Source organism: Sphingomonas sp. DC5200-1, assembly GCF_049897245.1.
In the GTDB taxonomy this organism is placed as follows: Bacteria; Pseudomonadota; Alphaproteobacteria; order Sphingomonadales; family Sphingomonadaceae; genus Sphingomonas; species Sphingomonas aquatilis.
Map to the genome: position 1 here is coordinate 164,125 of NZ_JAFCVW010000001.1, position 24,157 is coordinate 188,281.

Below are 24,157 nucleotides of genomic sequence, written 5' to 3' on the forward strand. Positions count from 1 at the left end.
CTCTCGCCTAAGTCACGACGCCTATGATCTCGACCAACGATATTCGCCGCGGCTTCCTCGATTACTTCGCGTCGCAGGGCCACACCATCGTACCCTCCGCGCCGTTGGTGCCGCAGAACGACCCGACGTTGATGTTCGTCAACGCCGGCATGGTGCCGTTCAAGAATGTGTTCACGGGGTTGGAAACCCGGCCCTACGTCACGGCGACCAGCAGCCAGAAGTCGGTACGCGCCGGCGGTAAGCACAACGATCTCGACAATGTCGGCTATACCGCGCGCCACCACACCTTCTTCGAAATGCTCGGCAACTTCTCGTTCGGCGACTATTTCAAGGAACAGGCGATCCACAACGCCTGGACGCTGCTGACGAGCGTCTGGGGCATTCCGGCCGAAAAGCTCACCGCCACCGTCTATCACACCGACGACGAGGCGTACGGCCTCTGGACCAAGTATCTACCCGAAGAGCGGATCATCCGCATTGCCACCAAGGACAATTTCTGGGCGATGGGCGACAGCGGGCCGTGCGGCCCGTGCTCGGAAATCTTCTACGATCACGGCGATCATATCTTCGGCGGCCCTCCCGGCAGCCCGGATGAGGACGGCGATCGGTTCGTCGAAATCTGGAACCTCGTGTTCATGCAATATGAGCAGGAGGCCAATGAGATCGTCGGCGAATTGCCCAAGAAGTCGATCGATACCGGCATGGGGCTGGAGCGCATCGCCGCCGTCTTGCAGGGCGTCCACGACAATTACGATACGGATACGTTCAAGGCGCTGATCGCCGCATCGACCTCGCTGACCGGCACCGATGCCGAGGGCGAGCGGCGCGCGTCGCATCGCGTCATCGCGGATCACCTGCGCTCGTCGGGCTTCCTCGTCGCCGACGGCGTGCTACCGGCGAACGAAGGTCGCGGCTACGTGCTGCGCCGGATCATGCGCCGCGCGATGCGCCACGCACATCTGCTGGGTGCCAAAGAGCCGTTGATGCACCGGCTGGTCCCGGCGCTGGTCGCCGAAATGGGCGCGGCCTACCCCGAGCTCGTCCGTGCCCAGCCGCTGATCGAAGCGACGTTGCGCCAGGAAGAGACGCAGTTCCGCAAGACGCTCGACAAGGGGCTGAAGCTGCTCGACGAGGCGACCGCGGGCATGGGCGACGGCGATACGCTGGCCGGTGAAACGGCGTTCAAGCTCTACGACACTTATGGCTTCCCTTACGACCTGACCGAGGACGCACTGCGCACGCAGGGCCTGCATGTCGATCGCGCGGGCTTCGACGCGGCGATGGCGGAACAGAAGCGTGCGGCGCGGGCGGCATGGAAGGGCTCTGGCGCCAAGGCGTCGGACGATCTGTGGTTCGACATCGCTGAGGAAACCGGGTCGACCGAATTCAGCGGCTATTCGGCCGATATCGGCGAGGCGGAAGTCGTTGCGCTGGTCAAGGACGGCGCACGCGTCGACACGGCGACTGCGGGCGACACCGTCGCGATCATCGTCAATCAGACGCCCTTCTACGGCGAGAGCGGCGGCCAGGTCGGCGACAGCGGTACGATCTCGACCGACGCGGGGCTGCGCGCCACCGTCAACGAAACGTCGAAGCAGTTGGGGCGGATCTTCGTCCATCATGCGGTGGTCGAGGCCGGGTCGATCACGGTCGGCGATGCGGTGAAGCTCCAGATCGACGTTGCCCGTCGCGCCGCGATCCGGGCCAACCATTCGGCGACGCACTTGCTGCACGAGGCACTGCGTCAGCGTCTCGGCACGCATGTCGCGCAGAAGGGCTCGCTGGTCGCGCCGGAACGCCTGCGCTTCGACGTGTCGCACCCGGTCGCGATGACCCCGGCCGAACTCGCCGACGCCGAAGCCGCGGTCAACGCGCAGATCCGCGGCAACGGCACCGTCACCACCCGGCTGATGACCCCGGACGAGGCGATCGCCGAAGGCGCGATGGCGCTGTTCGGCGAGAAATATGGCGATGAAGTCCGCGTCGTGTCGATGGGCGCCGAGGATGGCGGCAAGACCTATTCGATCGAGCTGTGCGGCGGCACCCATGTCAACGCGCTCGGCGACATCGGCCTGTTCAAGGTGGTGGGCGAGGGCGCAGTGTCGTCCGGCGTCCGCCGTGTCGAGGCGCTGACCGGCGAGGCGGCGCGCGCCTATCTGGTCGGCCGCGACGAACGCCTGCGTGAGGCGGCGGCGACGCTCAAGACGACGCCAGACGAGGTGCCCGCCCGCGTTGCAGCCCTGCTCGACGAACGACGGCGGTTGGAGCGTGAGCTGGCCGAGGCGAAGAAGGCGCTCGCCATGGGCGGCGGTGCCGGTGGCCCGGCGGGGCCGGAGCAGGTCGGCGGTGTCGCCTTCATCGGCCAGGTGCTCGACGGCTTCGATGCCAAGGGGCTGCGCGGCGCAGTCGACGAGGCCAAGCAGCGGCTCGGCGGGTCGGGCGTCGCGGTGATGGTCGCGGTGAACGATGGCCGCGCCTCGATCGCGGTCGGCGTGACCGACGATCTGGTTGGGCGTGTCAGCGCGGTCGACCTGCTGCGCAAGGCGGTGGCAGTGCTCGGCGGGCAGGGCGGCGGTGGCCGTCCCGACATGGCGCAGGGCGGTGGCCCCGATGGCAGCAAGGCCGCCGACGCGGTCGATGCGATCCGCGCGGCGCTGGCCGAGGCTCCGGTCGCAGCCTAGGCTTTCGGGACGGCGCCGGGCAGGTTCTGCTGGCGCCGTCCTGATCCTGATCAACTAGAAAAACCTATATCGCGCCGAGACTTAGGTGGTGTCCGGCCGTTGTTCGATCGTCCCCTTCAACGATCGAAAGACAGCACGCCATGACAGCCCAGCCGGACCGCCTGCGCGACCTCTTCATCGTCGGCCTGCGCAATGCGCACGCCGTGGAAAAGCAAGCGCTGTCGATCATGACGCCGCAGGTCAGCCGCATCGAACATTATCCCGAAGTCGCCGACCAGCTCCGCCGCCATATCGAGGAAACCAACCAGCAGATCGCCCGGCTCGACGAACTGCTCGAAGGGTTCGACACCAGCGGTTCGCTGTTCAAGGAGGCGGCGCTCAGCCTGTCGGGCACCATGGCGGCAATCGCCCACGTCCCGGCGGGCGACGAGATTTTGAAGAACAGCTTCGCCAACTACGCCTTCGAGCATTTCGAAATCGCGGCGTACAAATCGCTGCTGACCCTCGCAGACGACGGCGGGTTCAGCTCTGCCACGACGTTGTTGTCGCAATCGCTCGGCGAGGAAGAGCGGATGGCGGCATGGATCGACGACGCCTTGCCAACGATCACCCGCCGCTATGCCACTCTCTACGCCGAAGGCGGGTCGAGCGCCGCCAAGGTGTAAGCCGCCTTACGACCCCAGGAACGCAGCGGTTCGCGCCGCTGCGGCTTCCCAATGGACACCATGGGCGCTGAGCCATGCATCGTCATAATAGGTGCAGCCGTACCGCTCGCCCCCGTCGCACAGCAATGTGACGACGCTGCCGGTGCGGCCCGCCGCCGCCATGTCGTCGATCAGCGTCATGCAGGCGATCAGGTTGGTGCCGGTGGACCCGCCGACCCGCCGCCCCAGCCGATCCGACAGCGCACGCATCGCGCCGATACTGTCCGCATCCTCGACCGCGATCATGCGATCGATCACGCTCGGCACGAAGCTCGGCTCGACGCGGGGTCGGCCGATGCCTTCGATCCGCGAACCGCAGCCTTCCGGCAAGGCAGTTACCGTGGCATCCTCGAAATGGCGGTGGAAGACCGAATGCACGGGGTCGGCAACGCACAATTCGCTGTCATAGCGACAATAGCGAATGAAGCGCCCGATCGTCGCCGACGTGCCGCCGGTTCCCGCGCCGCACACCACCCAGGACGGCACCGGATGCTCCTCCGCCGCCATCTGCGCGAAGATCGATTCGGCGATGTTGTTGTTGCCACGCCAGTCGGTCGCGCGCTCGGCATAGGTGAACTGGTCGATGAAATGCCCGCCGGTTTCCGCAGCGAGCCGATGCGATGCCTCGTAAATCGCACGTGGATCATCGACCGTATGAATTTCGCCGCCATGGAAGCGGATCGCGTCGAGCTTGGGCGCCGCGGTGCTGGCGGGCACCACCGCGATGAACCGCAGCCCCAGCATCCTTGCGAAATACGCCTCGCTCACCGCGGTCGAGCCCGAAGACGCCTCGATCACGCACGTATCGGGCCCGATCCACTCGTTGCACAAGGCGTAGAGGAATAGCGAGCGCGCCAGCCGGTGCTTCAGGCTGCCGGTCGGATGCGAGCTTTCGTCCTTCAGATAGAGCGTGATGCCCGGAAAGCGCGGGAGGTCGACGCGGATCAGATGCGTGTCGGCGGAGCGGTTGAAGTCCGCTTCGATCCGCCGCACCGCCTCGGCCAGCCAGGTTCGGTCGGTCCGCGTCCGCATCATTGCAGGCCGTGCCGCACCAGCATCGCGACCGGATCGGGGTCGCGACCACGGAACGCACGGAAGCTGTCCGCGGCCGGCCGTGTCGCGCCACGCGCCAGCACTTCCTCGCGGAACAGGTCGCCGGTCGCGCGGTCGACGAGGCCCGCCTCACGAAAGCGGTCGAAGCCGTCGGCGGCCAGCAGTTCCGCCCACAGATAGCTGTAATAGCCCGAGGCATAGCCCCCTGCGAAGATATGGCTGAACGCATGCGGAAAGCGATTCCAGGCCGGCGGCCGGATCACCGCCACCTCGTCGCGCACCGCCTCGATCACTTCGATCGGGTCGGACCCCATCGTTCCGAGGTGAAGCAGCAGATCGAACAACGCGAATTCCACCTGGCGGACGATGAACAGCCCCGCCTGGAAATGCCGCGCCTTCACCATGCGATCGAACAGGTCTTGCGGCAGGCGCTCGCCAGTTGAAACATGGCCGGACATGCCGGTGAGGAGATCGGCATCCCAAGCGAAATCTTCCATCAACTGGCTCGGCAGTTCGATCGCGTCCCATTCGAACCCGTTGGTGCCGGCGATGCTCGGCCGGTTCACCCGCGTGAACAGCAGATGGAGGACGTGGCCCGTTTCGTGCAGCAAGGTGGTGACGTCATTGTGGCTCAGCAGCGCCGGCGACCCCGCGCTCGCCGGCGGGAAGTTGCATACCAGATAGGCCACCGGATTGGCGATCGTATTGCCGTCATGCAGCCGCGGTCGAGCCTCGCTCATCCAGGCGCCACCCCGCTTGCCGGCGCGGGCGTGAAGGTCGAGGTACATCCCCGCCAGCACCGTGCCGCCCTCGTCGATCACGTCGAAATAGCGCGCATCCGGGTGATAGAGCGACACGTCATGACGCTCGACCAGCGTGACGCCGAACAGCCGGGTCAGCAGCGCCTGCCACCCCGCCACGACGCGTTCGACCGGGAAATAGGCGCGCACCAATTGCTCGTCGACCGCGTAGCGCGACTGGCGCAACTTGTTCGAGGCGAAGCCGACGTCCCAGGGCTGCAGATCGGCGATGCCCAACTCCGCGGCGGCAAATGCCCTCAACTCGGCCAAGTCCCGCTCTGCGGCCGGCTTGGCCCGGCGCGCCAGGTCGCGCAGGAAAGCGAGCACCTCGCCCGCATTGGGTGCCATCTTGGTGGCAAGCGACCATTCGACCGGATCGGCAAAGCCCAGCAGCCGGGCGGCCTCATGCCGCAACTCCAGGATGCGGGAGATGCGCGGCGAATTATCGAACTTTCCGGCATCCGGCCCCTGATCCGAAGCGCGCGTCGCCGACGCGCGGTAGACGCGCGCGCGCAGATCGCGGTTCGTCGCGAAGGTCAGGATGGCGTTGACGCTGGGTTGCTGCAGCGTGACCAGCCAGCCGTCGAGCCCCTTGGCCTTTGCGGCGGCGGCAAACATCGTCCTGTCCGCGTCCGACACGCCATCGAGCAGCGCCGCGTCGGTGACGTGCTCGCTCCAGCTTTCGGTCGCATCCAGCACCGCGCTGCCGAAGGCGTTGGACAGCGCCGACAATTCGACCGAGATGTCGCGAAAGCGGTCGCGATCCCCGGCATCCAGCGCCACGCCCGACAAGCGGAAATCGCGCACCGCATGCTCTACCGCGACACGATCGGCCACCGGCAGGGCGGCGAAATCGGGCGATGTCGTCAGGCCGACGAGGATGTCATAGAAGTCTCGGTCCTGCCCGACGGCGATGCTATGTTCGGTCAGCCGACGCTGCGCTTCGGCGTGCGCCGCGCGAATGTCGGGCGTGTCGGCGACGCCGTGCAGGTGCGACACCGCAGACCAGATCGCGTCGATGCGCGTGTTCGCCCGCTCATAGGGGAGCCATACGGACGCGAAATCGGTGGGCTTCGCCGCCTTGATTGCGGCGACCGTCGCTTGATGCTCGGCCAGCGCGACGTCCAGCGCAGGCGCGATCATTTCGGGCGTGATCTCGGCGAAACGGGGCAGCGCATCGGTATCGAGCAGCGGATTGGTCGTCGAAGTATCCATCGCGCCGATAAAGCCGCTCGCGCCACCAATCGCAAATCCGAATTGACGATAGGGCCATCAATCGTGCGAATGACGGGATGGCGGACCGGCGTTCAGGACACCGGTATCTCGAACGCCCCGACCGGCAGCCCGGCATCGTCGGTCAGGTTGGTGATCGCACTGTCCCCCCATGCGTAGCGCACGCGCGTGACGGGCTTGCCGTCGCCCGACAGCATCACGCCGTCGTTACCCACCGTGCCCGCGGCAAAGCGACACGTGCCCGGGCCAGCGTCACACAGTTCAAAGCCGATCGCCTGCGCGGCGCCCCGCGCATGCAGCGCCCCGGTCACGCCAGTGAACCGCAACGCCATGCCGGTGCCACTCGCACGGGCCGTCGCGATGGCTGGCCCGGACGCGCCGATCGCGTCCTTGTAGACGATGGCGCGCATGACGCGGGCGAGCCGCTGCCCCACGGCATGCTTCTCGCCGGGGTGGATATCGAGCGGATCGCCGATATCGTGCGATACCGCGATGCCCGCACGTCCGTCGCGCTCGGCAACCACGCGTTGCGCATTGCGCACCTCACCCCAGCCGCTCTCGCTCGGCGCGCTAGGGACCGCGCCGTAGGACGACAACTGCACGACGCCCCATGCCGCCTGCGGGCTGCCCAGCCGCGTGCGCCAGTCGGCAAACAGGGCGGCAAGGCGCCGGTCGTATCCCGGAATGCCGGTATCCGATTCACCCTGATACCAGGCGATGCCCGCGACGTGCGTCTGCCCCAACGGCGCGATCATTGCGTTGTACAGCGTGCCCGCACCGTTGATGTCGTCCCAGGGCACGCGCGGCGCCGCACCGTTCAATCGCTTGGCGATCGCGTAACGCCACCCAGAGCCCAGCGGAATGCTACTGCCATCGGCAAAGGTGATCCGCATCGCCTCGGTCGGGCCGGTCATCCCGCCGAGCGCATAGACGTCGTCGTCATTGACGGTGATGACGTTGCGTCCAGCGGCCAGCGTACCGGCGGGCAAGGCGTAGACCCGCATCTGCGATGCCAGGCTGCTACCGCCAACTCCCTTGCCATTCACCCAGGTCCGATCCGCATCGTCGATCGCGCCCAGCGTCAGCGTCGCCGCGCCCCGCGCTTGCTCGGCCGAGACGTCGATGTCGCGGCTATACCAGAGCATGCCGTTATAATCGGCGAGTTCGGGCACCCCCCAATGTTCGAAGTTGGTCATCGACGGCACCGACCGCCAGTCGAGCCGCGCCCCCGGCTGCCAAGGCTCGTGTCCTGCGGCATCGCCCGATCCCTTCCGCCACCACGCCTCCCACGCAGCCATCGCGCGCGCATTGGCCGCGGCGGAATCGCGCGCGTACAGCGCCAGCAGATCGGCAGCATCCGCCATGCCGGCACGGCGCAGCGCGGCGTCGCTCATCCACGCGCTGATCCGCGACCCGCCCCAGCTCGAATGGATCGCGCCGATCGGCACGTCGGCAGTGCGGCGCAGCGCCTGCACCATGTAATAGCAGGCGGCCGAGAAGCCGGGTACGCTTTCGGGCGTCGCCGCGACCCAGCGGGGCTGGTCGGCAAAGCGGGCCAGAGGCGTCGCGGAAGACACCTTCGCTACGGTGAGTAGCCGCAGTCTGTCGTCGGCGGGGGCATGCGCGTCGGCGATCATGTCCTGCGCGCTCGAAACCGTCATCTCCATGTTGCTCTGCCCCGAACAGAGGAACACATCGCCCACCAGCAGGTCGCGGACCACCACGGCGCCACTCGGAGCGGCGATGGTCAGGTCATAGGGGCCGCCGGCGGGCAGCGCGGGAAGCTGCGCGGCGAAGCGGCCCTTGCGGTCGGCGCGGGCGGTGACGCTGTGCCCTGCGAGCGTCACCATCACGGTTTCGTCGGGGGCCGCATCGCCCGACAGGTCGACGGGTTGGCCGCGTTGGATCACCCCATGATCGGTCAGGACGCCATCGAGCCGCGGCGCGGCACCGGCCGCGGCACCCGTGGCGGTCAGGAGCAAGGCAAACAGCGGCTTCATGACAGACCCTCTCGATGACAAGCGCCTGTAGGTGACGCCTTTTCGGCAATGGTAACGCCATCATCGCAACGAGAAAAGGCTACAGCTAGAAGAACGGTCGCCCGCTTCCCATCGGGCGAATCTTCTGACACACCTCATGCTAACGATATCACGATGGGAGAGGGCGCATGGATCGCCGCGATTTTCTGACGAAGGGCATGTTGGGCGGCGCGGCCGGTTTGGCGACGAATGGCTTCGCGACAGTCGCGGGCGCAGACCCCATGACACCGCAAGACCTCAGCTTTCCCAAGGATTTCCTATGGGGCTGCGCCACCGCCTCGTATCAGATCGAAGGCGCGGTGAAAGAGGACGGCAGAGGGCAGACGAATTGGGACGTTTTCTCGCATACGCCGGGCAAGATCGCCAATGGCGACACCGGCGACGTCGCCTGCGATAGCTATCACCGATACAAGGACGACATCGCCCTCCTTAAGGCCCTCGGCGTGCAGGCCTATCGCCTGTCGCTCGCCTGGTCGCGTATCTTCCCCGACGGTCGTGGCAAGCCCAACCAGAAGGGCATCGACTATTACAACCACGTGATCGACGCCCTGCTGGCGGCGGGCATCCAGCCCAACGTCACCCTGTTCCACTGGGATTTGCCGCAGGCGCTGTCCGGCGGTTGGCAGAACCACGACACCGCCAAGGCCTTCGCCGACTATGCGGGCTTCATGGCGGGCAAGCTGTCCGACCGCGTCCACCGTTTCATGACGGTCAACGAGCCGCGCTGCTTCACCGATCTCGGCCATATGGTCGGTATCCACGCGCCGGGGCTGAAGCTGCCCCAGGGACAGGTCAACCAGGTCCGCCATCATGGCGTGCTGGCACATGGCCTGGGGGTGCAGGCCATTCGCGCCAGCGCGCGGGCCGGGACTGAGGTGGGCCTTGCCGACAACGCCAACATCTTCGTCCCCGTCATCGAGACGCCCGATCATATCGAGGCGGCGAAAAAGGCGCTGCGCGACGACAATGCCATGTTCCTGACCGCGATCATGGAGGGGGCCTATCCGGAGAGCTATCTGGCCTCCGCCGGGGCCGACGCGCCCAAGGTGCAGGCAGGCGACATGGCGGTGATCGGCAGTCCGATCGATTTCGTCGCGCTCAACATCTATACGCCGACCTATGTGAAGGCCGATCCGTCGGTGCCGCGCGGTTATACGCCGCTGCCGCATCTCCCCTCGTCACCGCGGATGGCATCGCCCTGGCTGTATGTGGGACCGGAGGTCGCCTATTGGGGCGTGCGGGCGGTCAGCGAATTGTGGAAGCCCAAGGCGATCTACATCAGCGAAAACGGCTGTTCGGCGGACGATCCCGTCAACGCGAGCGGGCTGGTCGATGATTCCGACCGGATCATGTACCTGCGCAATTACCTGGGCCAGTTCCGCCGCGCGGCCGCCGAAGGCTATCCGCTCAAGGGCTATTTCCTCTGGAGCCTGATGGACAATTTCGAATGGGCGGATGGCTATGGCAAGCGCTTCGGCATCCACCACGTCGACTTCGCGACGCAGAAGCGGACGCCGAAGCTGAGCGCTCTGTGGTACAAGGAACTGATCCGCCGCAACGCCTTGGTCTGACGCGTGCGCCGCCCGGTCATGTGCAGAGCGTGGCGGGCGGCAGCGGGGCGTCGGCAGGAATAGGGACCCCCTTCGCCGCCGTGGCCGCTTCCAGCGTTGGGCTGGGGCCCGGCAAAGCCAGATCGGTCGCTGCCGCGTAAAAGGAGTCCGCCTCCGCGCGTTGCAGCGTCGTGAAGGTGAAGCCCATCTCGCGATATTGCGCCAGCAGCCGCGGCATCATCCGCGCATCGAACGCCCCCAGATGCATCAGCAGGATATAGGGAATGTCGCGCCCCAGCGCGCCTCGCGACAAGGCCCGCGATCGGAGCGCTTGCGCGCGTGCGGCGGCGAGGAAGCTGGTTTCGAGGCTCGTGATGGCGGCGGCGTCGTTTTTCGCGACGCAGCGCGCATAGGCATCGTTCCAGCCGTAATCGCCAAAGCTCATCGTCACCGCGGCGATGCGATAGCCCTTGGCCCGCAACCCTGCGCGTACCGCGCCGACCTGCGCCATGTCCTTGCCCTCGCTGAGGAAGGGATAGCGGAACCAACGCCAGTCGCTGCCCTTGCCGACCGCAGCCAGCGCCGGCTCGTCGCGAACGACGTCGGCGAGGAAGGCGGGGGCGGTCGTCGTCGCCAGATTGCCGTGGCTCCAGCTGTGGTTGCCGATCGGCAGCCCGGCACGCCGCCACGCCGCGACCACCTGGGGCGCGGTCGCATCGCTGGCGAAGCCGCCGTTGTAGAAGCCGAACGCGGGCGCGCGTTCGGCCTTCAGCGCCGCGATGATGCGCTGCGCGATGCGCAGGCGGTCGTCCCCGATCGGCAACGGACCATGCGCGGGCAAGTCGTCGAAGGTCAGCGCGATCTGCGGCGACCGGGCCTGCGGCCCGACCGTGATCGGGGCGGCGGCGCCAAGGATGCGCCGCTCGGCGAAGAGCGAAAGCGGGATCGCTGCGGCCATCGCGCGATAGCCGGCTTCGTTCGGATGAAGATGGTCGCCCGTATCATACGCGGGCAGCAGCCGGTCCGGATGCGCCGGGTCGCGGACCGCCGCGTCGAAATCGACCACCGCATCGAACGTGCCGGAGGTCCGGATGAAGCGATTGATCGCCTGCCGATCCGCCTCCGTGTCAGGGCCGGCATGATAATTGGCGTTGCCGATCAGCGGCGTGATCGTACCGCCGATCAGCCGGATGCCATGCGCATGAGCCCGCGCCGCGATTTGGCGATAGGCAGCGGTGATGGCGGCAACCATCGCGCGATGGGTCGCGGCATCCACGGGTCGGTCGCGTGTCAATGTGCCGAGATCGTTGACGCCTTCCAAAACGATCGCCGCGCGCACGTTGGGCCGGTCGATCACGTCCCGATCGAAGCGTGCGAGCAGATTGGGGCCGGCGCCGTCGAGCAGCACCCGATTACCGCCGATCCCGGCGTTGACCACCGACAGGCCCGCGGTGGCGCGGTTCGCGGATAGACGGCGCGCGAGTTCGTCGGGCCAGCGCGTGTTCGCATCATCACGCACGCCGCGGCCATCGGTGATCGAATCGCCGATCGCGACGATCGTCCCCGTCGTGCCGCCGCCCCTGACTTCCACATCGGCGAGGCTCCACCAGCCGCCGATCGTCTGCGGGTCGGTCAATGTCGCCGCGGCAGTCTGGTCGCCGCGCGCGGCAAAGGTCGTCGCGCGGGCGCCGGGGTGGCCGGTGCGTGGGGCGGGCGCATCGGGGAAGAACAGGCTGATCGTCAGATCGTTACCCGCGTTGGTCGCAAGCGGCAGCGGATCCGAATAGGCTTCGGCACCCGCCGGGATGGTGACCGCACGCGCGCCTGAGAAGGTCAGCGGTGCATTGCCGCTAACGGTGGCACTGGCGGGCGCGCCCTTGCCCAGCGCAGCGGCGTCGATCCGGAGCGGCGCGGTGCCGGCGCTGTTCGACAGCCGCAGCCGCACCATCGTGCCACCGCCCGAAAGGTGGACGATCTGCCGCACCGTCACCGGCCCCAGCGCTGCCAACTTGTCCGCTTCGCCTTGGGCTGCGACCATCTGTGCCGATCCCCAGGCCGGCACCCAGTGCGGCCCCTGCGCCAAACCCGCGGCTGCCATCCCGGCGAGCAGCAGCGTGCCGCCCGTCACCATCGTCGTCTGCCGTACCCGGCCCCGCCATGCCACCCTCATCCGCCTGATCCTCTCAACCCTATGCCTAGCGCGGCATCGCCAAATACGCCGCGACCCAGACCAGTGGCGCGTTCCAGTTGATGGCGACTTCATTGTCCGCGAAGGCCCGCGAATCGTCCAGCCAGCACCGCTGCGCAACGCATCGCCCCTTCAGCGAGGCAGAGACGGGATCGGCGAAGGAGGTGTTGTTCGCTCCCCCACTCAGCACGCCCGGCGGCGGCCCCGGCAGTCGCGCGTCGAATTGATGCGCCCAAAAGCGATGGTGCGGGTGCTGCATCGGCTTCCACCCGAAGCCGGTGACATAGCTCTGATCCAGCGGATTGCGTCCCAACACGTAATCCGCGGTATCGACCACCGCATCGCGATAGCGCGTCTCACCGGTAAAGCGCGCCGCCAGGGCGAGCACGATGCCCCGGCTCAGGATCGCGCCGTTCGATCCCCAGACATAGTCGGTGGTTGCATAGGGCAGGTGATATCCCGACCGCTCCCGCTCCGCCAGGAATGCGTCGGCGAGCGCCACGAGCTTCGCCCGCGCCGCATCGCGTTCGGCCACGGGGATGCCATCGGCGGTCGCCAGCGTGATCGTCCCGAGCGTCCCGACATTGGCCCAGCCCGCTTCGCCCCACAGCGGTGCGGCATGCAGCGGCATGCGGTGCAGCGCCTCGGCCAGTTCGGGCATCTTGGTCGTCGCGTACAGCTCCGCGGTCGCCCAGTAGCGCTCGTCGTCGAGGTGCGTGTCGCCATAGCCGCCGCTGCCCTCGAAATCCTGTGCGGCAAAGATATCCGGGTTGCGCAGCGCCGCTCGATAGGCCTTGCCCGCCGCCATTAGGCAGCGATGCGCGAAGGCCTTGTCGATCGCGCGCCAGATCCGCGCGCATTGCGCGGCGGTGGCCGCCAGGTTTAGCGTGGCGGCGGTGCTCGGCGGATACAGCAAGCGCTCCTCGCGATCCTCGGCGGGGATGGTCGGCAGCGGGGTCCAGTGGCGATCGGCGACCTTGTGATGCGCCATGCCGCCGGCATCGACGCTGGTCAGGGTCATCGGCCGGCGTGACTGCGGCCCGACCGGCAGCGCCAGTTGCGTGCCATCCGGCACCTGCATCGCCAGCAGGAACCGCATCTCCCATCGGCTTTCATCGAGCAGGTCGTCGATGTCGTTGCCGGCCTCGGGCAGCATCGCGCTGCCATCGGCGAACGGCGGCGCAGCGGCATTGACCTCGTAGAGGTTCTGCAACGTCCACAGCGCGATGCCACCGTTGACCACATACTTGCCGTGGTCGCCCGCATCATACCAGCCGCCGGTCACGTCCAATGTATAGCGGCACCCGGGCCAGACCGTGCCGGCGGTATCGCGTCCGGCAAAACAGGTCGCGACCTCATGCGGATGCCCCGCCGCGCGCGCCCATTGCGGGCCACCTGCATAGCGCGCGTCGATCGCGATGCCGGCGCGGTTCTGGTAGAAGAAGTTGAGCGCCGCGCGGGCCAGCGGCGCATAGGTGTCGGCCTTGATCGTAAAGGGATGGCTGGTCACGCCATCCACCGTCAGTCGATACGTGCCGGGCACCCGCACGGCGCTCAAGTCGATCTGATGAACGTGATCGCCCGATGCCGCATCGTCGCCGAACGGCCGGGTCTTGCCCTCCGCCACCGCCTTGCCGCTTGCATCGACGACGCGCCACGGCAGCGGCGCCTTGGCATCGTCTGACAGGATCGCCCATTTCGCCGTGTCGGGGCGAAAGCCGATCTGGTTGAGATGCACCGCCGGCGGCGGTGACGCCGCGCCCGCCAGCGCCAGCGGCAACAGCAGCGCCCAGGCCTTGCTCATCGGGTCTGCCCCCAATTGGCGAGCGGGGAGGGGGCCACCATCCGCAGAAAATCGCCATGCGTCGGCAGCCGCTCGGCGGTGTCCGCATAGCCGCGCCGCATGGTCTCCATCGCCTCGGCGACCAGAGTTTCATCCAGCGCGTCCGCGGCCGGCTCCCAGGTCGATGGCACCAGCCCCTGGCCCAGGCACACCGCGACCCAGCTCGGCACGCTGAACAGATCATAGCCCTCGCGGAACAGCCGCCCCTTGCCGCGCCACAGCTCCAGCTTGCGGGTCAGGCTGTCGGGCAGCGGCATGGTGCGGACGCGATCCCAGAACGGCGTGTCGGTCCGCCGGGTCTGGGCATAATGCAGGATGATGAAGTCGCGGATATCCTCGTACAGATCGTGCAGCTGGCGATTGAATTCGTCGCGTTCGGCGGGGTCGAAGCGCGTGTCGGGGAACATCGCGACGATCCGCTGAATGCCCGCCTGGACCAGATGGATGCTGGTTGATTCGAGGGGTTCGATGAAGCCGCTCGACAGCCCCAGCGCGATGACGTTGCGGTTCCAGCTCTGCCGCCGCCGTCCCGCGGTGAAGCGCAGGCGGCGGGGATCGCCCAGCGGCTCGCCCTCGAGGCTGGCGAGAAGATCGAACTCCGCCGCCTCGTCGGACAGGAATTCGCTACAATAGACATAGCCGTTGCCCATCCGGTGCTGCAGCGGGATGCGCCACTGCCAGCCGGCCGCACGGGCGGTGGCACGGGTGTACGGATCGGGCTCCCGCGCATTGGGCAGCGCGCACGGCACCGCCACCGCGCGATCACAGGGCAGCCACTGCGCATAGCTCTCATAGCCCGTGTGCAGCGCCTCCTCGATCAACAGCCCGCGAAAGCCGGAACAGTCGATGAACAGGTCGCCCGCCACCTGCCGCCCGTCGGCGAGCGTCAGCGCCTCGACATAGCCGTCCTCGCCCCGCAGCCGGACGTCGGCGATCCGCCCCTCGATCCGCGTCACCCCGCCGCGCTCGGCATAGCCGCGCAGGTAGCGCGCATAGAGCGAGGCATCGAAGTGATAGGCGTAGAACAGCTCGCGCACCGGCGAGCGCGCATCCTCGCGCGCCCGGCCGAACCGCCCGCGCGCCGCCGCCTGCGCGCTCATCGACCAGGCGGTAATGTCCGGTATCGTCCGACGGCTGCGCTCGCGCAGCCACAGCTGGTGGAAGGCTATGCCCTGCAAATCCTGCCCGAACGTGCCGAACGGATGGATGTAGCGATCGCCGATCGCGCCCCAGTCGCGAAACTCGATGCCCAGCTTGAACGTGCCTGCGGTCGCCGCGAGGAATTCGTTTTCGTCGATCCCCAGCATGCGGTTGAAATTCAGCAGCGGCGGGATGGTCGCCTCGCCGACGCCGACCGTACCGATCTCTTCCGATTCGATCAGCGTGACGCGCGTATAGCCGGTGTTGAGCAGGCGCGAGAACGCGGCGGCGGCCATCCAGCCGGCGGTGCCGCCACCGACGATGACGATATTGCGGATGGCATGGTCGGGAACGGGCAGGGTCATCGGGCCAGACGCCTCGCTTGCGCCGCCAGCCAGGCGGCATGGGTGGGGGCATGCGGCAGCGCCGCCGCGATGGCGTCGGTGATGCCGTGCATCGCCGCATGCGCGTCGGCCAGCGGCACGGCGTCCGCCAAGGGATCGATCCGCCGCGGGCGTATCCCCTGACCGATCATCACCGCCGCCCAGCCGCCGCGCGTGAAGGTTTCCTCTTCGTAGAAGGGCAGGCGCCCGCGCTCTTCGAACTGGCGTAAGGTATGGGCCAGGCTATCCGGCGGCGCCGTGGAAGCCACCGCCCGCCACATCGGTTCCGGCCGGGCGGTCGCGCGATAATGCAGCGCCAGCATGTCGCGCACGCGTTCCGCCTCCGCCAGCGTCTGGCGATTGAAGTCCGCCGCCTCCACGGGCGCCATGTCCCGGTCGGGCAGCATCGCGATCAGGCGATCGATCGCGCTCAGCGCCAGGTGCAGGTTGCACCATTCCAGCGGATCGATCGCCGTCGCGGCGTCGCCGATCGCGACACAATTGCCACGCCATGGCTCCCGGCGCGTCCCCGGTCGGATCGTGACGGGCGCCGCGCCGGCCGTCCCCAGCAATGCCGCCGCATCGTCATCGGTCAGCCGGTCGGCCGCATAGACGATACCGCGCTGCGTGCCGCCATCCCACGACCAGCCCACCGCATGCGCGGTGACGGGCGTCAGCAGCGGCGGCTCGGCCGGCGGTCCATCGGCCAGCATCACCCGATCGCACGGCAGCCACGCGCCCCAATCGTCGCGCGCGGTGTCGATCGCATCGCGCAGCCGCGCCTCGGGCCCGGTGGCATCGACGTACAGGTCCGCTGTCAGCCTTCTCCCGTCGGCGACCGCCACCGCCTCGATCCCGCCACGGCCATCGCGCGCGATGTCGCCGATCTCTCCCGCCACCACGTCCACGCCGACGTGCGCGGCAAAGGCCCGGATCATCCGGGTGTAGCGGGGCAGGTCCAGCGTCAGCCCCGGCTGATGCCGGGCAAAAATCGTCCCCGGCGTCGGCGGCGCGTATCGCCCGGCCCGACCGAGCGCTGCGGCGGGCGCGAACGCATCGAAACGCGGCACCGCCCCCTCCCGCTCGGCGCGCAGCCAGTGGAGGTGGAACGCCGTCGCGCCGAACGCTTGGCCATAATGATCATAGGCATGGACATAGTCCGCGTCGTCGCGTCCCCACCCGACGAAGCGCGTGCCCAGCCGATAGCCGGCACCGGTCCGCACCACCGCATCCTCGTCACCGATGCCCAGATCGGCATGAAAGCCGGCGAGCGAGGGCAGGGTGCAGGCGATCCGATCGGCCAGCGCATTCGGCGACGGCGCGCTATCAAGCAGCGTCACCGCCAGAAACGGCGCGCGCCGCTTCAGTGCGGCGGCGGCCAGCCAGCCGACGATCCCGCCCCCCGCCACCAGAATGCTGCGAATGGCGCGGTCCTGCGTCACGCCGCCTCCGCCATCGGGCAATAGCCATCGATGAAGGCGCCGTGCTCCGGCCGCCGAGCCACGTCGGCGGCAATCTGTTCGGCAAGGCTGCCAACGCCATGACGCAAGTCACTGTCGGGGGCCGCATCGGCGCGCGGGTCCCAGCCCTGCGGTACGATGCCCTGTCCCATATAGACCGCGATCCACGACGCGTCCAGGAACACGCCCTCGCGATATTTCACCACCCGACCGCGCCGGCGCCACAGCTCCAGCTTCTCCGACAGGCTGTCGGGGATCGGCATCGTCCGCACGTAATCCCAGAACGGCGAATCGCTCCGCGTCGTCGCGTGATAGTGCAGGATCAGGAAGTCGCGGATCCGGTCATATTCCAGATCGATCACACGGTTGAACTCGTCGCGATCCGCGGCGCTGGTGCGCCCGTCCGGGAACAGCTCGATCAGCAACGTGATCGCCTGCTGCACCAGATAGATGGTGGTCGATTCGAGCGGCTCCAGGAACCCGCTCGCCAGCCCGATCCCGACGCAATTGTGCGACCAGCTGTGCCGGCGCCGCCCCGCCTTGAAGCGCAGCGGCCGCGGGTCGGCGAGCGCTTCGCCCTCCACCACGCCACGTAGCGCCGCGGTGGCGGCATCGTCGCTCAGGAAGTCGCTAGCATAGACATAGCCGTTGCCGGTGCGGTGTTGCAGCGGGATGCGCCAGCGCCACCCCGCCGGCATCGCGATCGCGCTGGTATAGGGCGTCACCGCCGTCTCGGTCCGGCACGGCATCGCCACCGCCCGATCGGCGGGCAGCCAGCGCGACCAGTCCTCGAACGGCTCGCCCAACGCCTCGCCCAGCAGCAGTGATCGGAAGCCGGAGCAGTCGACGAACAGGTCGCCTTCTATCCGCGTGCCATCGGCCAGCGTCACCGCGACGATATCGCCGCTCTCGCCATCGCGTTCCACGTCGACAACGATCCCTTCGCTGCGCCGTGCGCCCATCCCTTCGGCGAGACCGCGCAGATAGGGCGCGAAGAGCAGCGCATCGAACTGATAGGCATAGCCGAACGTCCCCGCGAGCGACCGCCGGTCCGTCTCCGGTATGGCGAACCGCCCCTCGCGCGCCAGCGCGCAGGCATAGGACAGCCGGTCGAGCGGCGGCAGCTCGGCGCCCTCGCACAGCAGTCGCGTATAATAATGGTGGAAATCGACCGCGCCCGATCCGGTGCCGAACGTACCGAAGGGGTGGATATAGCTGTCGCCGATCGCGCCCCAGTCGCGAAACTCGATCCCCAGCTTGAAGGTCGCGCGCGTCCGCGCCATGAACTCCGCCTCGGGGATGCCCAGCCGTTCGTTGAAGGCACGGATATGGGGCAGGGTGGCTTCGCCGACGCCGACGACGCCGATCGCCTCCGATTCGATCAAGTGGACCTCGGCGCGATGCGGCAGCAACCGCGCGATCGCCGCCGCACTCATCCAGCCCGCGGTCCCGCCGCCCACGATGACGACGCGGGTCGTCCGTTGCCGTTCCCCGGCCATCCTCATCCCTCCCCGACACCCGCATGGTGGCGCTCCCACTCATACGACGTCTTGTCTGATCAATGTCCTACAGCAGTTCCGACGAAGCGCCAATGTTGCGCGAACGTCACACTCCAGACACAAAATGGAATGCCACCAGACCGGGCGTTACCGCAACCATTGCAGTCGGAGCGTGGCTCTGCTCAGACAAATAGAACAGGAGACCCGCGGATTCGAAACCGTGCGGCTCATTGGGGAGGATAATCATGCGCCCAGCCGCGCCGTCGCATTCCACTGCCACATCGCTCGTCCGCCTCCTGCGCGGCGCCTCGGTCGGTGCCCTCTGCATCGCCAGCGTAACGGGCGTCGCCCATGCGCAGTCGGTCGAGCAGACCGAACAAACCTCCCCGACCGCGGCGAAGGCCGGCACCGGCACCGCAGGCACCGCGTCGGCCACCACGCCCGCCGCGAGCGCACAGGTCGATCCGGCCGCGACGTCGCAGGCGAGCGATTCGTCGGCATCGCCCGACGACATCGTCGTCACCGGCATTCGTCAGAGCCTCGCCAATGCGCAGAACATCAAGCGCAATTCCGATACCGTCGTCGATGCCATCACCGCGACCGACATCGGTGCGCTGCCCGATCGCTCGGTCACGGAGGCGCTGCAACGCGTGCCGGGCGTGTCGATCAGCCGATTCGCTGCGGCCAACGATCCCGACCACTTCTCGGTCGAAGGATCGGGTGTCGTCGTACGCGGTCTCAACTTCGTCCGGTCCGAATTCAACGGCCGCGACGCCTTCGCGGCGGGCATCGGCGGGCAGTCGCTCAACTTCTCGGACGTTCCCGCCGAACTGCTCGGCTCGGTCGAGGTGTACAAGAACGTCACCGCCGCCGCGATCGAGGGCGGCCTTGCGGGTACGGTCAACCTCAACACGCGCAAGCCCTTCGACAATCGCGGCTTCCACATGGGCGTCGATGCCGAGGGGAATTACGGCGATTTCCGTAAGAAGTGGACGCCGACCGGCTCGATCCTGATCAGCGACACCTTCGAAACCGGGATCGGCACGTTCGGCATCCTGGGCGATCTGTCCTATTCCCGCATCCGTAGCCGCGCCGATGGCGTGCAGATCACCAACTTCCAGACGCGCGACAACACGCAGGTGCCCTTCCAGAACGGCAATGGCGTGCTCGTCTGCCGCAACCCGTTGCCGAGCAACAGCAACACGACGACGCTGCCGCCGGCCGGATCGGCGTGCGGCACGGCATCGACCGCGGGGGCGGATGGCTTCGCCGATCTGCTGCCCAAGGCCTATGCGCCGCTCGGCGGCCAGTACCGGACGCAGGAATTCGACCGCAAGCGCGACGGCATCGCTCTCGCCGCACAGTTCGAAACGCGCGACAAGTCCTTCCTGCTGACCGCGCAATATCTGCGCTCGCACACCACCAACACGACGGATGAGCACACGTTCGAAGCGGCGCCCGATCTGTCGGAATACAGCACCTTCCCGGTCGGCTGTGTGCAGAACAACGACGGCCCGCTGTACAATGGCAATGGCACGGTGCGGGCGGAATGCCCGGTCGGCCAGTTCAAGAATTACGTCTACGATTCGAACGGGCTGTTCCAAAGCGGCTACATCACGTCGCCGGGCACCGGCTATCGCACCAGCCGCAGCGGCGCGCCGGCCACCACCTTCCTGCCGACGGGGGGTGCGCAGCTTCAGCTCGCGCGCGGGCAGACCTACGATCGCAACCTCGTCAGCGATTACGGCCTCAACGCCGAAATCCATCCGGCTGAGCGTTGGTCGATCAACCTCGATGCGGACTATACGCGGTCGGAACACAATAACTACAGCCTGAGCATCTTCGGCGCGACCTTCGCCGATCAGGAGCTGGATCTGACGGGCAAGCTGCCCAGCGTCATTTCGCACAAGCCGAACACGCTGTCGGCGAGCTGGGCGCAGCCGGCGAATACGATCCTCGCGGGCGAAACCGACGCCCAATATTTTGCTGATCCGCGCGCGCAATACTGGCGCGCCGCGATGGACCACAGCGAAGACAGCGTCGGTCAGGAATATCAGTTCAAGGCGGACGTCACCTACGACTTTGCCGAGGACAGCTTCTTCAACAAGGCCCGCTTCGGCGCACGCTATGCCGATCGCGACCAGAATGTGAAATATTCGACGTATAACTGGGGCATGCTCAGCGAAATCTGGGCGGGCAATTATCCGGTCACGCTCGACCAATACGGCGGCAACCAGGCCCAATATTACACCTTCCCCAACTTCTTCCGCGGAGCCACAAATTCGCCGCCGGGCGCCTATTTCTACAACGGCGACATGATCAACGGCTACGGCACTGCGGTGAACTTCCTGAAGCAGGTGGAAGCCGTATCGCGCAACCAGAACGGCAATACGCAGCAGCAGTGGCTGCCACTCGCCGAGCGTCCGGGCGTCGTGGCGGGCACGCCCTATCTGCCCAGCGAAATCCAGCGCGTGCATCAGCGCGATACCGCCGCTTATGCGATGATTTCGTTCAAGTCGCGCAGTGGTCTCGACTTCAGCGGCAACGCCGGCGTCCGCTATGTCCGCACGGGTCTGGACTCGTTCGGGACGACCACGGTGCCCAACCAGGCGACGCTGAACATCTCGAACCCGTACAGCTCGCGTTGCGCCATCGCGGCTCCCCCTGCCGGTGCCCCTCCCGGTGCGACGCCCAGCACGCCTGGCGGCGTCTGCAACCTGGGGCCGACGGGCTATGCGCTGCTGCAGCAGTTCGCCGGGGTGAACTCGGTCAACCTCTACAACCAAGCGAAGAACAGCTACACCTATTGGCTGCCAAGCGTGAACCTGAAGTTCGGCCTGACGCGAAACCTGATCGCGCGTCTGGCCGGATCGAAGGTGCTGACGCGACCGGATTCAGCGCTGATCCGCAACTTCCAGCAGATCACGATCGACGGCAACGGCAACTTCCTCAGCACGGTCGGCAATCCGTATCTGAAGCCGGCGACGGCATGGCAGTTCGACGCAACGGCAGAATGGTACTTCTCGAAGGTCGGGTCGCTGACCGTCGATGCCTTCTACAAGGACGTGTCCAACTTCTTCTACCAGTCGGTCGTCAGCCTGCCGCTCCAGAACAATGGCGTCACCTTCCCGCTGCTGACGCGGGGGCCGGCGAACTATAACGGTCACGGCAAGATCAAGGGCGTCGAGGTCGCCTACCAGCAGACGTTCAGCTTCCTGCCCGGCTTCCTCAACGGCTTCGGCTTCACCGGCAACTATTCGTATATCGAAAGCTCGGGCCTGCCGAACTCGTTCCTCAACGGCGGTGCGCCGGTGACGAACGTGGCCGCGCAGACGGTGCGTGGCAGCCTGCCGCTGGAGGGCCTGTCGAAGCACAACGTCAACGCGACGCTCTTCTACGAAAAGGGGCCGATCTCGCTGCGCGCCGCCTACAACTGGCGATCGAAGTATCTGCTGACCGCGGCGGACGTGATTTTCCCCTATACGTCGATCTTCCAGGACGCCTCGGGCCAGCTCGACGCGTCTGCGTTCCTGAACGTGACGAAGGCGATCAAGATCGGCGTCCAAGGCGTGAACCTGACCAACACCGTCACCAAGACATTGCAGGCGTATACGGGCGATCCCGCCCAACTCGCCCCGCGTTCTTACTTCATGAACGACCGCCGCTTCTCGTTCATCCTGCGCGGCAACTTCTGACGAAAAAGGCGGCGGGATATTCCCGCCGCCTCCACCTCGCCGGGCCGGCGCCTCGTGATCGAGGCGCCGGCCTTTGTTCGTATCCGTCAGTTATGCGGCAGCTTGGACCGATCGAACCCGGCGCCCAAATCGAGCAGGAACGCCGGCCCCACCTCGATCACCTGCTTCGCTCCGGCGAGCTGTATGCCGATCCGCGCCTTGCCCGCCGCAAACGCCTGGTTCGACACGCCCGACACGAAATAGCGCTTCCACCCCGCGCCGACGTTCACCGTCTCGCCGGTAATCTGCGGATAGGGGGCATCGGCGCCGCCGACGTTGACCGGGATCGGCACGGTCGCGCCGTCCTTGGCATCGGGCGCGCGCAGATAGACCATCACGAGCAGCGTATCGCCGGCCGCGATCGGCTTGATCGTCGGATAGGTCGCGCCGACGTCCCACACGTTCGCGCCTGCCTTGCTCACCTGCACCCGGACGGCGGCACCGCCGGGCACGTCCGTCGCCGGCACCTGCTTGGCGGTCTGGCCGGGACCATAGACGCTCCACCCGATGCCGGGCTGATTGATCGCCTTGTCGAAGATGCTCCCCTGTGCCGGCGCCGCCTGTTGTCCCGCCGCCACGGCGCTCAGCGGCACCATGGCGAGCGCCGCTGCGACCATAACCCTCATCATCGTCTCCCTGTATGGCCGGCCGGCTCCATGCCGGTCCGGAAACGGATCAGCGCGGACGCGCCGCGGCAAAGGCGTCCGCAATGGCGGTCCGCATCGGCTTCGGCCGCAGTGCGCCATCATACGGGGTCGGGCGCCGAGCGGCACGATCGGTGCGCGGCTCGAACCCCGGAATCCAGCTGTGCGCATCGCTCAGGCCCCACACCAGCACATCGCGCAGCTGCGGATAGGCGAGCGTCACGTCCAGATAGCCGCGGGTGAAGTCCGCCACCGCGCGGTCCCGCACCGCAGTGTCCGCGGGCAGGTTGTTGTCACGCACGTCGAGCTCGGTGATCAGCAACGCATAGCCCATCCCCGTCACCGCATCCAGGAAGCGCCGCCACTCGCCCTGCAACCGTGCGACATCGGCGCGGGCGTCTGCGCTCTGGGTGATGAGGTGCGATTGCACGCCCAGCGCATCCACCGGCACGCCGCGCCGCCGAAACCCTTCGAGCAGCCGCAGCACGCCTGCGCGATGCGCCTCGTTGTGCGGTTCCCAGCTCATATAGTCGTTATAGACCAGCTGCGCGCCCGGCGCGGCTGCGCGCGCGGTGTGGAAGGCGAGGTCCAGCGTCGGCTCCGCGCCACCGATCGCCTTCGACAGCGCGGTGTCGTACAGGTGGCCGTCCGCCGGATCGACCGCCTCGTTGACGACGTCATAGCTGCGGATTTTGTTGCCATACCGACCGAGCACGGTGCGGATATGCGTCGTCAGCAGCCGTTCGCCCTCGGCACGGGGGCGGCTGCCGAAATCATAGGCGTTCAGCCACTTCGGCTGCCATTTCGGCTGATGCCACAGCAGATTGTGCCCGCGCACGGCCAGGCCGTTGCGCTCCGCCCAAGCGACGATCGTGTCGAAGGGCGCGAAGTCGAACACGTCGGGCGCCGGGCGCAACCGCTGCCACTTCATCTCGTTTTCGGCGACGACCAACCCGCATTGCTGGGCGATCAGCTGCGCATAGGCCGGGTCGCGGACCGGCAGGCCCGGGGGAGAGCCGGGCTGCCACGGGATCGCCGATCCGAAGCGCAGCCCCTTGCGTGCGGCGATCGCCTCCAGACTGTCGGCGGGGTGCGCGGCCCATGCGGCCGGCGCCGCCATGCCGGCGACGGCGAGCGCGGCGCCTCCCAAAATATCGCGTCGCGACGGCGGTGCCATAATAGCCTCTCCAACTTTCGTTATCGCTA

The 24,157-nt window shown here is 67.2% G+C and carries 14 protein-coding genes; 4 read left to right on the top strand and 10 right to left on the bottom strand.

What is annotated here, in order from left to right:
- The first annotated feature begins 23 nt into the window (after positions 1-23).
- Both alaS and ACP7A3_RS00850 read left to right on the top strand, forming a co-directional pair.
- The gene (alaS, locus tag ACP7A3_RS00845) at positions 24-2,681 is read left to right on the top strand and encodes an alanine--tRNA ligase (RefSeq protein WP_426254619.1); all 2,658 of its coding nucleotides are present in this window, start codon (positions 24-26) and stop codon (positions 2,679-2,681) included.
- 140 nt (positions 2,682-2,821) lie between these two features.
- On the top strand, positions 2,822-3,346 hold the full coding sequence (locus tag ACP7A3_RS00850) for a ferritin-like domain-containing protein (protein ID WP_426254620.1): 525 nt from the start codon (positions 2,822-2,824) through the stop codon (positions 3,344-3,346).
- Between the two features lie 6 nt (positions 3,347-3,352).
- Here the strand turns inward: ACP7A3_RS00850 and ACP7A3_RS00855 are convergent, their stop codons facing one another.
- The 3 genes from ACP7A3_RS00855 to ACP7A3_RS00865 form a co-directional block, all read right to left on the bottom strand.
- A complete protein-coding gene (locus ACP7A3_RS00855) occupies positions 3,353-4,420 on the bottom strand; it encodes a PLP-dependent cysteine synthase family protein (protein WP_017978881.1) in 1,068 nt (355 codons plus the stop codon).
- Complete coding sequence (locus tag ACP7A3_RS00860) at positions 4,417-6,453, bottom strand: M3 family metallopeptidase (RefSeq protein ID WP_426254621.1); 2,037 nt, start codon at positions 6,451-6,453, stop codon at positions 4,417-4,419. The genes ACP7A3_RS00855 and ACP7A3_RS00860 overlap by 4 nt, the downstream gene beginning before the upstream one ends.
- A 92-nt stretch (positions 6,454-6,545) precedes the next feature.
- Positions 6,546-8,471, bottom strand: coding sequence for a sialate O-acetylesterase (locus tag ACP7A3_RS00865; protein ID WP_426254622.1), 1,926 nt, complete (start codon positions 8,469-8,471; stop codon positions 6,546-6,548).
- A 167-nt stretch (positions 8,472-8,638) separates the two neighbouring features.
- Between ACP7A3_RS00865 and ACP7A3_RS00870 the strand changes: the two genes are divergently transcribed.
- The gene (locus tag ACP7A3_RS00870; protein WP_426254623.1) at positions 8,639-10,081 is read left to right on the top strand and encodes a GH1 family beta-glucosidase; all 1,443 of its coding nucleotides are present in this window, start codon (positions 8,639-8,641) and stop codon (positions 10,079-10,081) included.
- A gap of 16 nt (positions 10,082-10,097) precedes the next feature.
- Here ACP7A3_RS00870 and ACP7A3_RS00875 read toward each other — a convergent pair whose 3' ends face one another.
- Genes ACP7A3_RS00875 through ACP7A3_RS00895 form a run of 5 tightly spaced genes read right to left on the bottom strand, consistent with a single transcriptional unit; the run spans position 10,098 to position 18,573 of the window.
- Positions 10,098-12,230 carry a GDSL-type esterase/lipase family protein gene (locus ACP7A3_RS00875; protein WP_426254624.1) on the bottom strand — a complete coding sequence of 711 codons (2,133 nt, stop codon included), beginning with the start codon at positions 12,228-12,230 and terminating at the stop codon, positions 10,098-10,100.
- Positions 12,231-12,255: 25 nt separating this feature from the next.
- A complete protein-coding gene (locus ACP7A3_RS00880) occupies positions 12,256-14,052 on the bottom strand; it encodes a glycoside hydrolase family 9 protein (RefSeq protein WP_426254625.1) in 1,797 nt (598 codons plus the stop codon).
- Positions 14,049-15,596, bottom strand: coding sequence for a tryptophan halogenase family protein (locus ACP7A3_RS00885; protein WP_426254626.1), 1,548 nt, complete (start codon positions 15,594-15,596; stop codon positions 14,049-14,051). Before ACP7A3_RS00885 ends, ACP7A3_RS00880 begins: the two co-directional genes overlap by 4 nt.
- The gene (locus ACP7A3_RS00890; protein ID WP_426254627.1) at positions 15,593-17,056 is read right to left on the bottom strand and encodes a tryptophan 7-halogenase; all 1,464 of its coding nucleotides are present in this window, start codon (positions 17,054-17,056) and stop codon (positions 15,593-15,595) included. Before ACP7A3_RS00890 ends, ACP7A3_RS00885 begins: the two co-directional genes overlap by 4 nt.
- On the bottom strand, positions 17,053-18,573 hold the full coding sequence (locus tag ACP7A3_RS00895; protein WP_426254628.1) for a tryptophan halogenase family protein: 1,521 nt from the start codon (positions 18,571-18,573) through the stop codon (positions 17,053-17,055). Before ACP7A3_RS00895 ends, ACP7A3_RS00890 begins: the two co-directional genes overlap by 4 nt.
- A 245-nt stretch (positions 18,574-18,818) precedes the next feature.
- Here ACP7A3_RS00895 and ACP7A3_RS00900 point away from each other — a divergent pair, with 245 nt between their 5' ends.
- The gene (locus tag ACP7A3_RS00900) at positions 18,819-22,268 is read left to right on the top strand and encodes a TonB-dependent receptor (RefSeq protein ID WP_426254629.1); all 3,450 of its coding nucleotides are present in this window, start codon (positions 18,819-18,821) and stop codon (positions 22,266-22,268) included.
- A gap of 86 nt (positions 22,269-22,354) precedes the next feature.
- Here ACP7A3_RS00900 and ACP7A3_RS00905 read toward each other — a convergent pair whose 3' ends face one another.
- Positions 22,355-22,933 carry a hypothetical protein gene (locus ACP7A3_RS00905; RefSeq protein ID WP_426254630.1) on the bottom strand — a complete coding sequence of 193 codons (579 nt, stop codon included), beginning with the start codon at positions 22,931-22,933 and terminating at the stop codon, positions 22,355-22,357.
- 49 nt (positions 22,934-22,982) lie between these two features.
- Entirely contained in the window at positions 22,983-24,128 is a 1,146-nt protein-coding gene (locus ACP7A3_RS00910) for an endo-1,4-beta-xylanase (RefSeq protein WP_426254631.1), read from the bottom strand.
- Positions 24,129-24,157 lie beyond the last annotated feature (29 nt).

Excerpts from the sequence above, each read along its gene's own strand:
- alaS (WP_426254619.1), top strand. The coding sequence starts at position 24 with ATGATCTCGACCAACGATATTCGCCGCGGCTTCCTCGATTACTTCGCG.
- ACP7A3_RS00850 (WP_426254620.1), top strand. The coding sequence starts at position 2,822 with ATGACAGCCCAGCCGGACCGCCTGCGCGACCTCTTCATCGTCGGCCTG.
- ACP7A3_RS00855 (WP_017978881.1), bottom strand. The coding sequence starts at position 4,420 with ATGATGCGGACGCGGACCGACCGAACCTGGCTGGCCGAGGCGGTGCGG.
- ACP7A3_RS00860 (WP_426254621.1), bottom strand. The coding sequence starts at position 6,453 with ATGGATACTTCGACGACCAATCCGCTGCTCGATACCGATGCGCTGCCC.
- ACP7A3_RS00865 (WP_426254622.1), bottom strand. The coding sequence starts at position 8,471 with ATGAAGCCGCTGTTTGCCTTGCTCCTGACCGCCACGGGTGCCGCGGCC.
- ACP7A3_RS00870 (WP_426254623.1), top strand. The coding sequence starts at position 8,639 with ATGGATCGCCGCGATTTTCTGACGAAGGGCATGTTGGGCGGCGCGGCC.
- ACP7A3_RS00875 (WP_426254624.1), bottom strand. The coding sequence starts at position 12,230 with ATGAGGGTGGCATGGCGGGGCCGGGTACGGCAGACGACGATGGTGACG.
- ACP7A3_RS00880 (WP_426254625.1), bottom strand. The coding sequence starts at position 14,052 with ATGAGCAAGGCCTGGGCGCTGCTGTTGCCGCTGGCGCTGGCGGGCGCG.
- ACP7A3_RS00885 (WP_426254626.1), bottom strand. The coding sequence starts at position 15,596 with ATGACCCTGCCCGTTCCCGACCATGCCATCCGCAATATCGTCATCGTC.
- ACP7A3_RS00895 (WP_426254628.1), bottom strand. The coding sequence starts at position 18,573 with ATGGCCGGGGAACGGCAACGGACGACCCGCGTCGTCATCGTGGGCGGC.
- ACP7A3_RS00900 (WP_426254629.1), top strand. The coding sequence starts at position 18,819 with ATGCGCCCAGCCGCGCCGTCGCATTCCACTGCCACATCGCTCGTCCGC.
- ACP7A3_RS00905 (WP_426254630.1), bottom strand. The coding sequence starts at position 22,933 with ATGAGGGTTATGGTCGCAGCGGCGCTCGCCATGGTGCCGCTGAGCGCC.
- ACP7A3_RS00910 (WP_426254631.1), bottom strand. The coding sequence starts at position 24,128 with ATGGCACCGCCGTCGCGACGCGATATTTTGGGAGGCGCCGCGCTCGCC.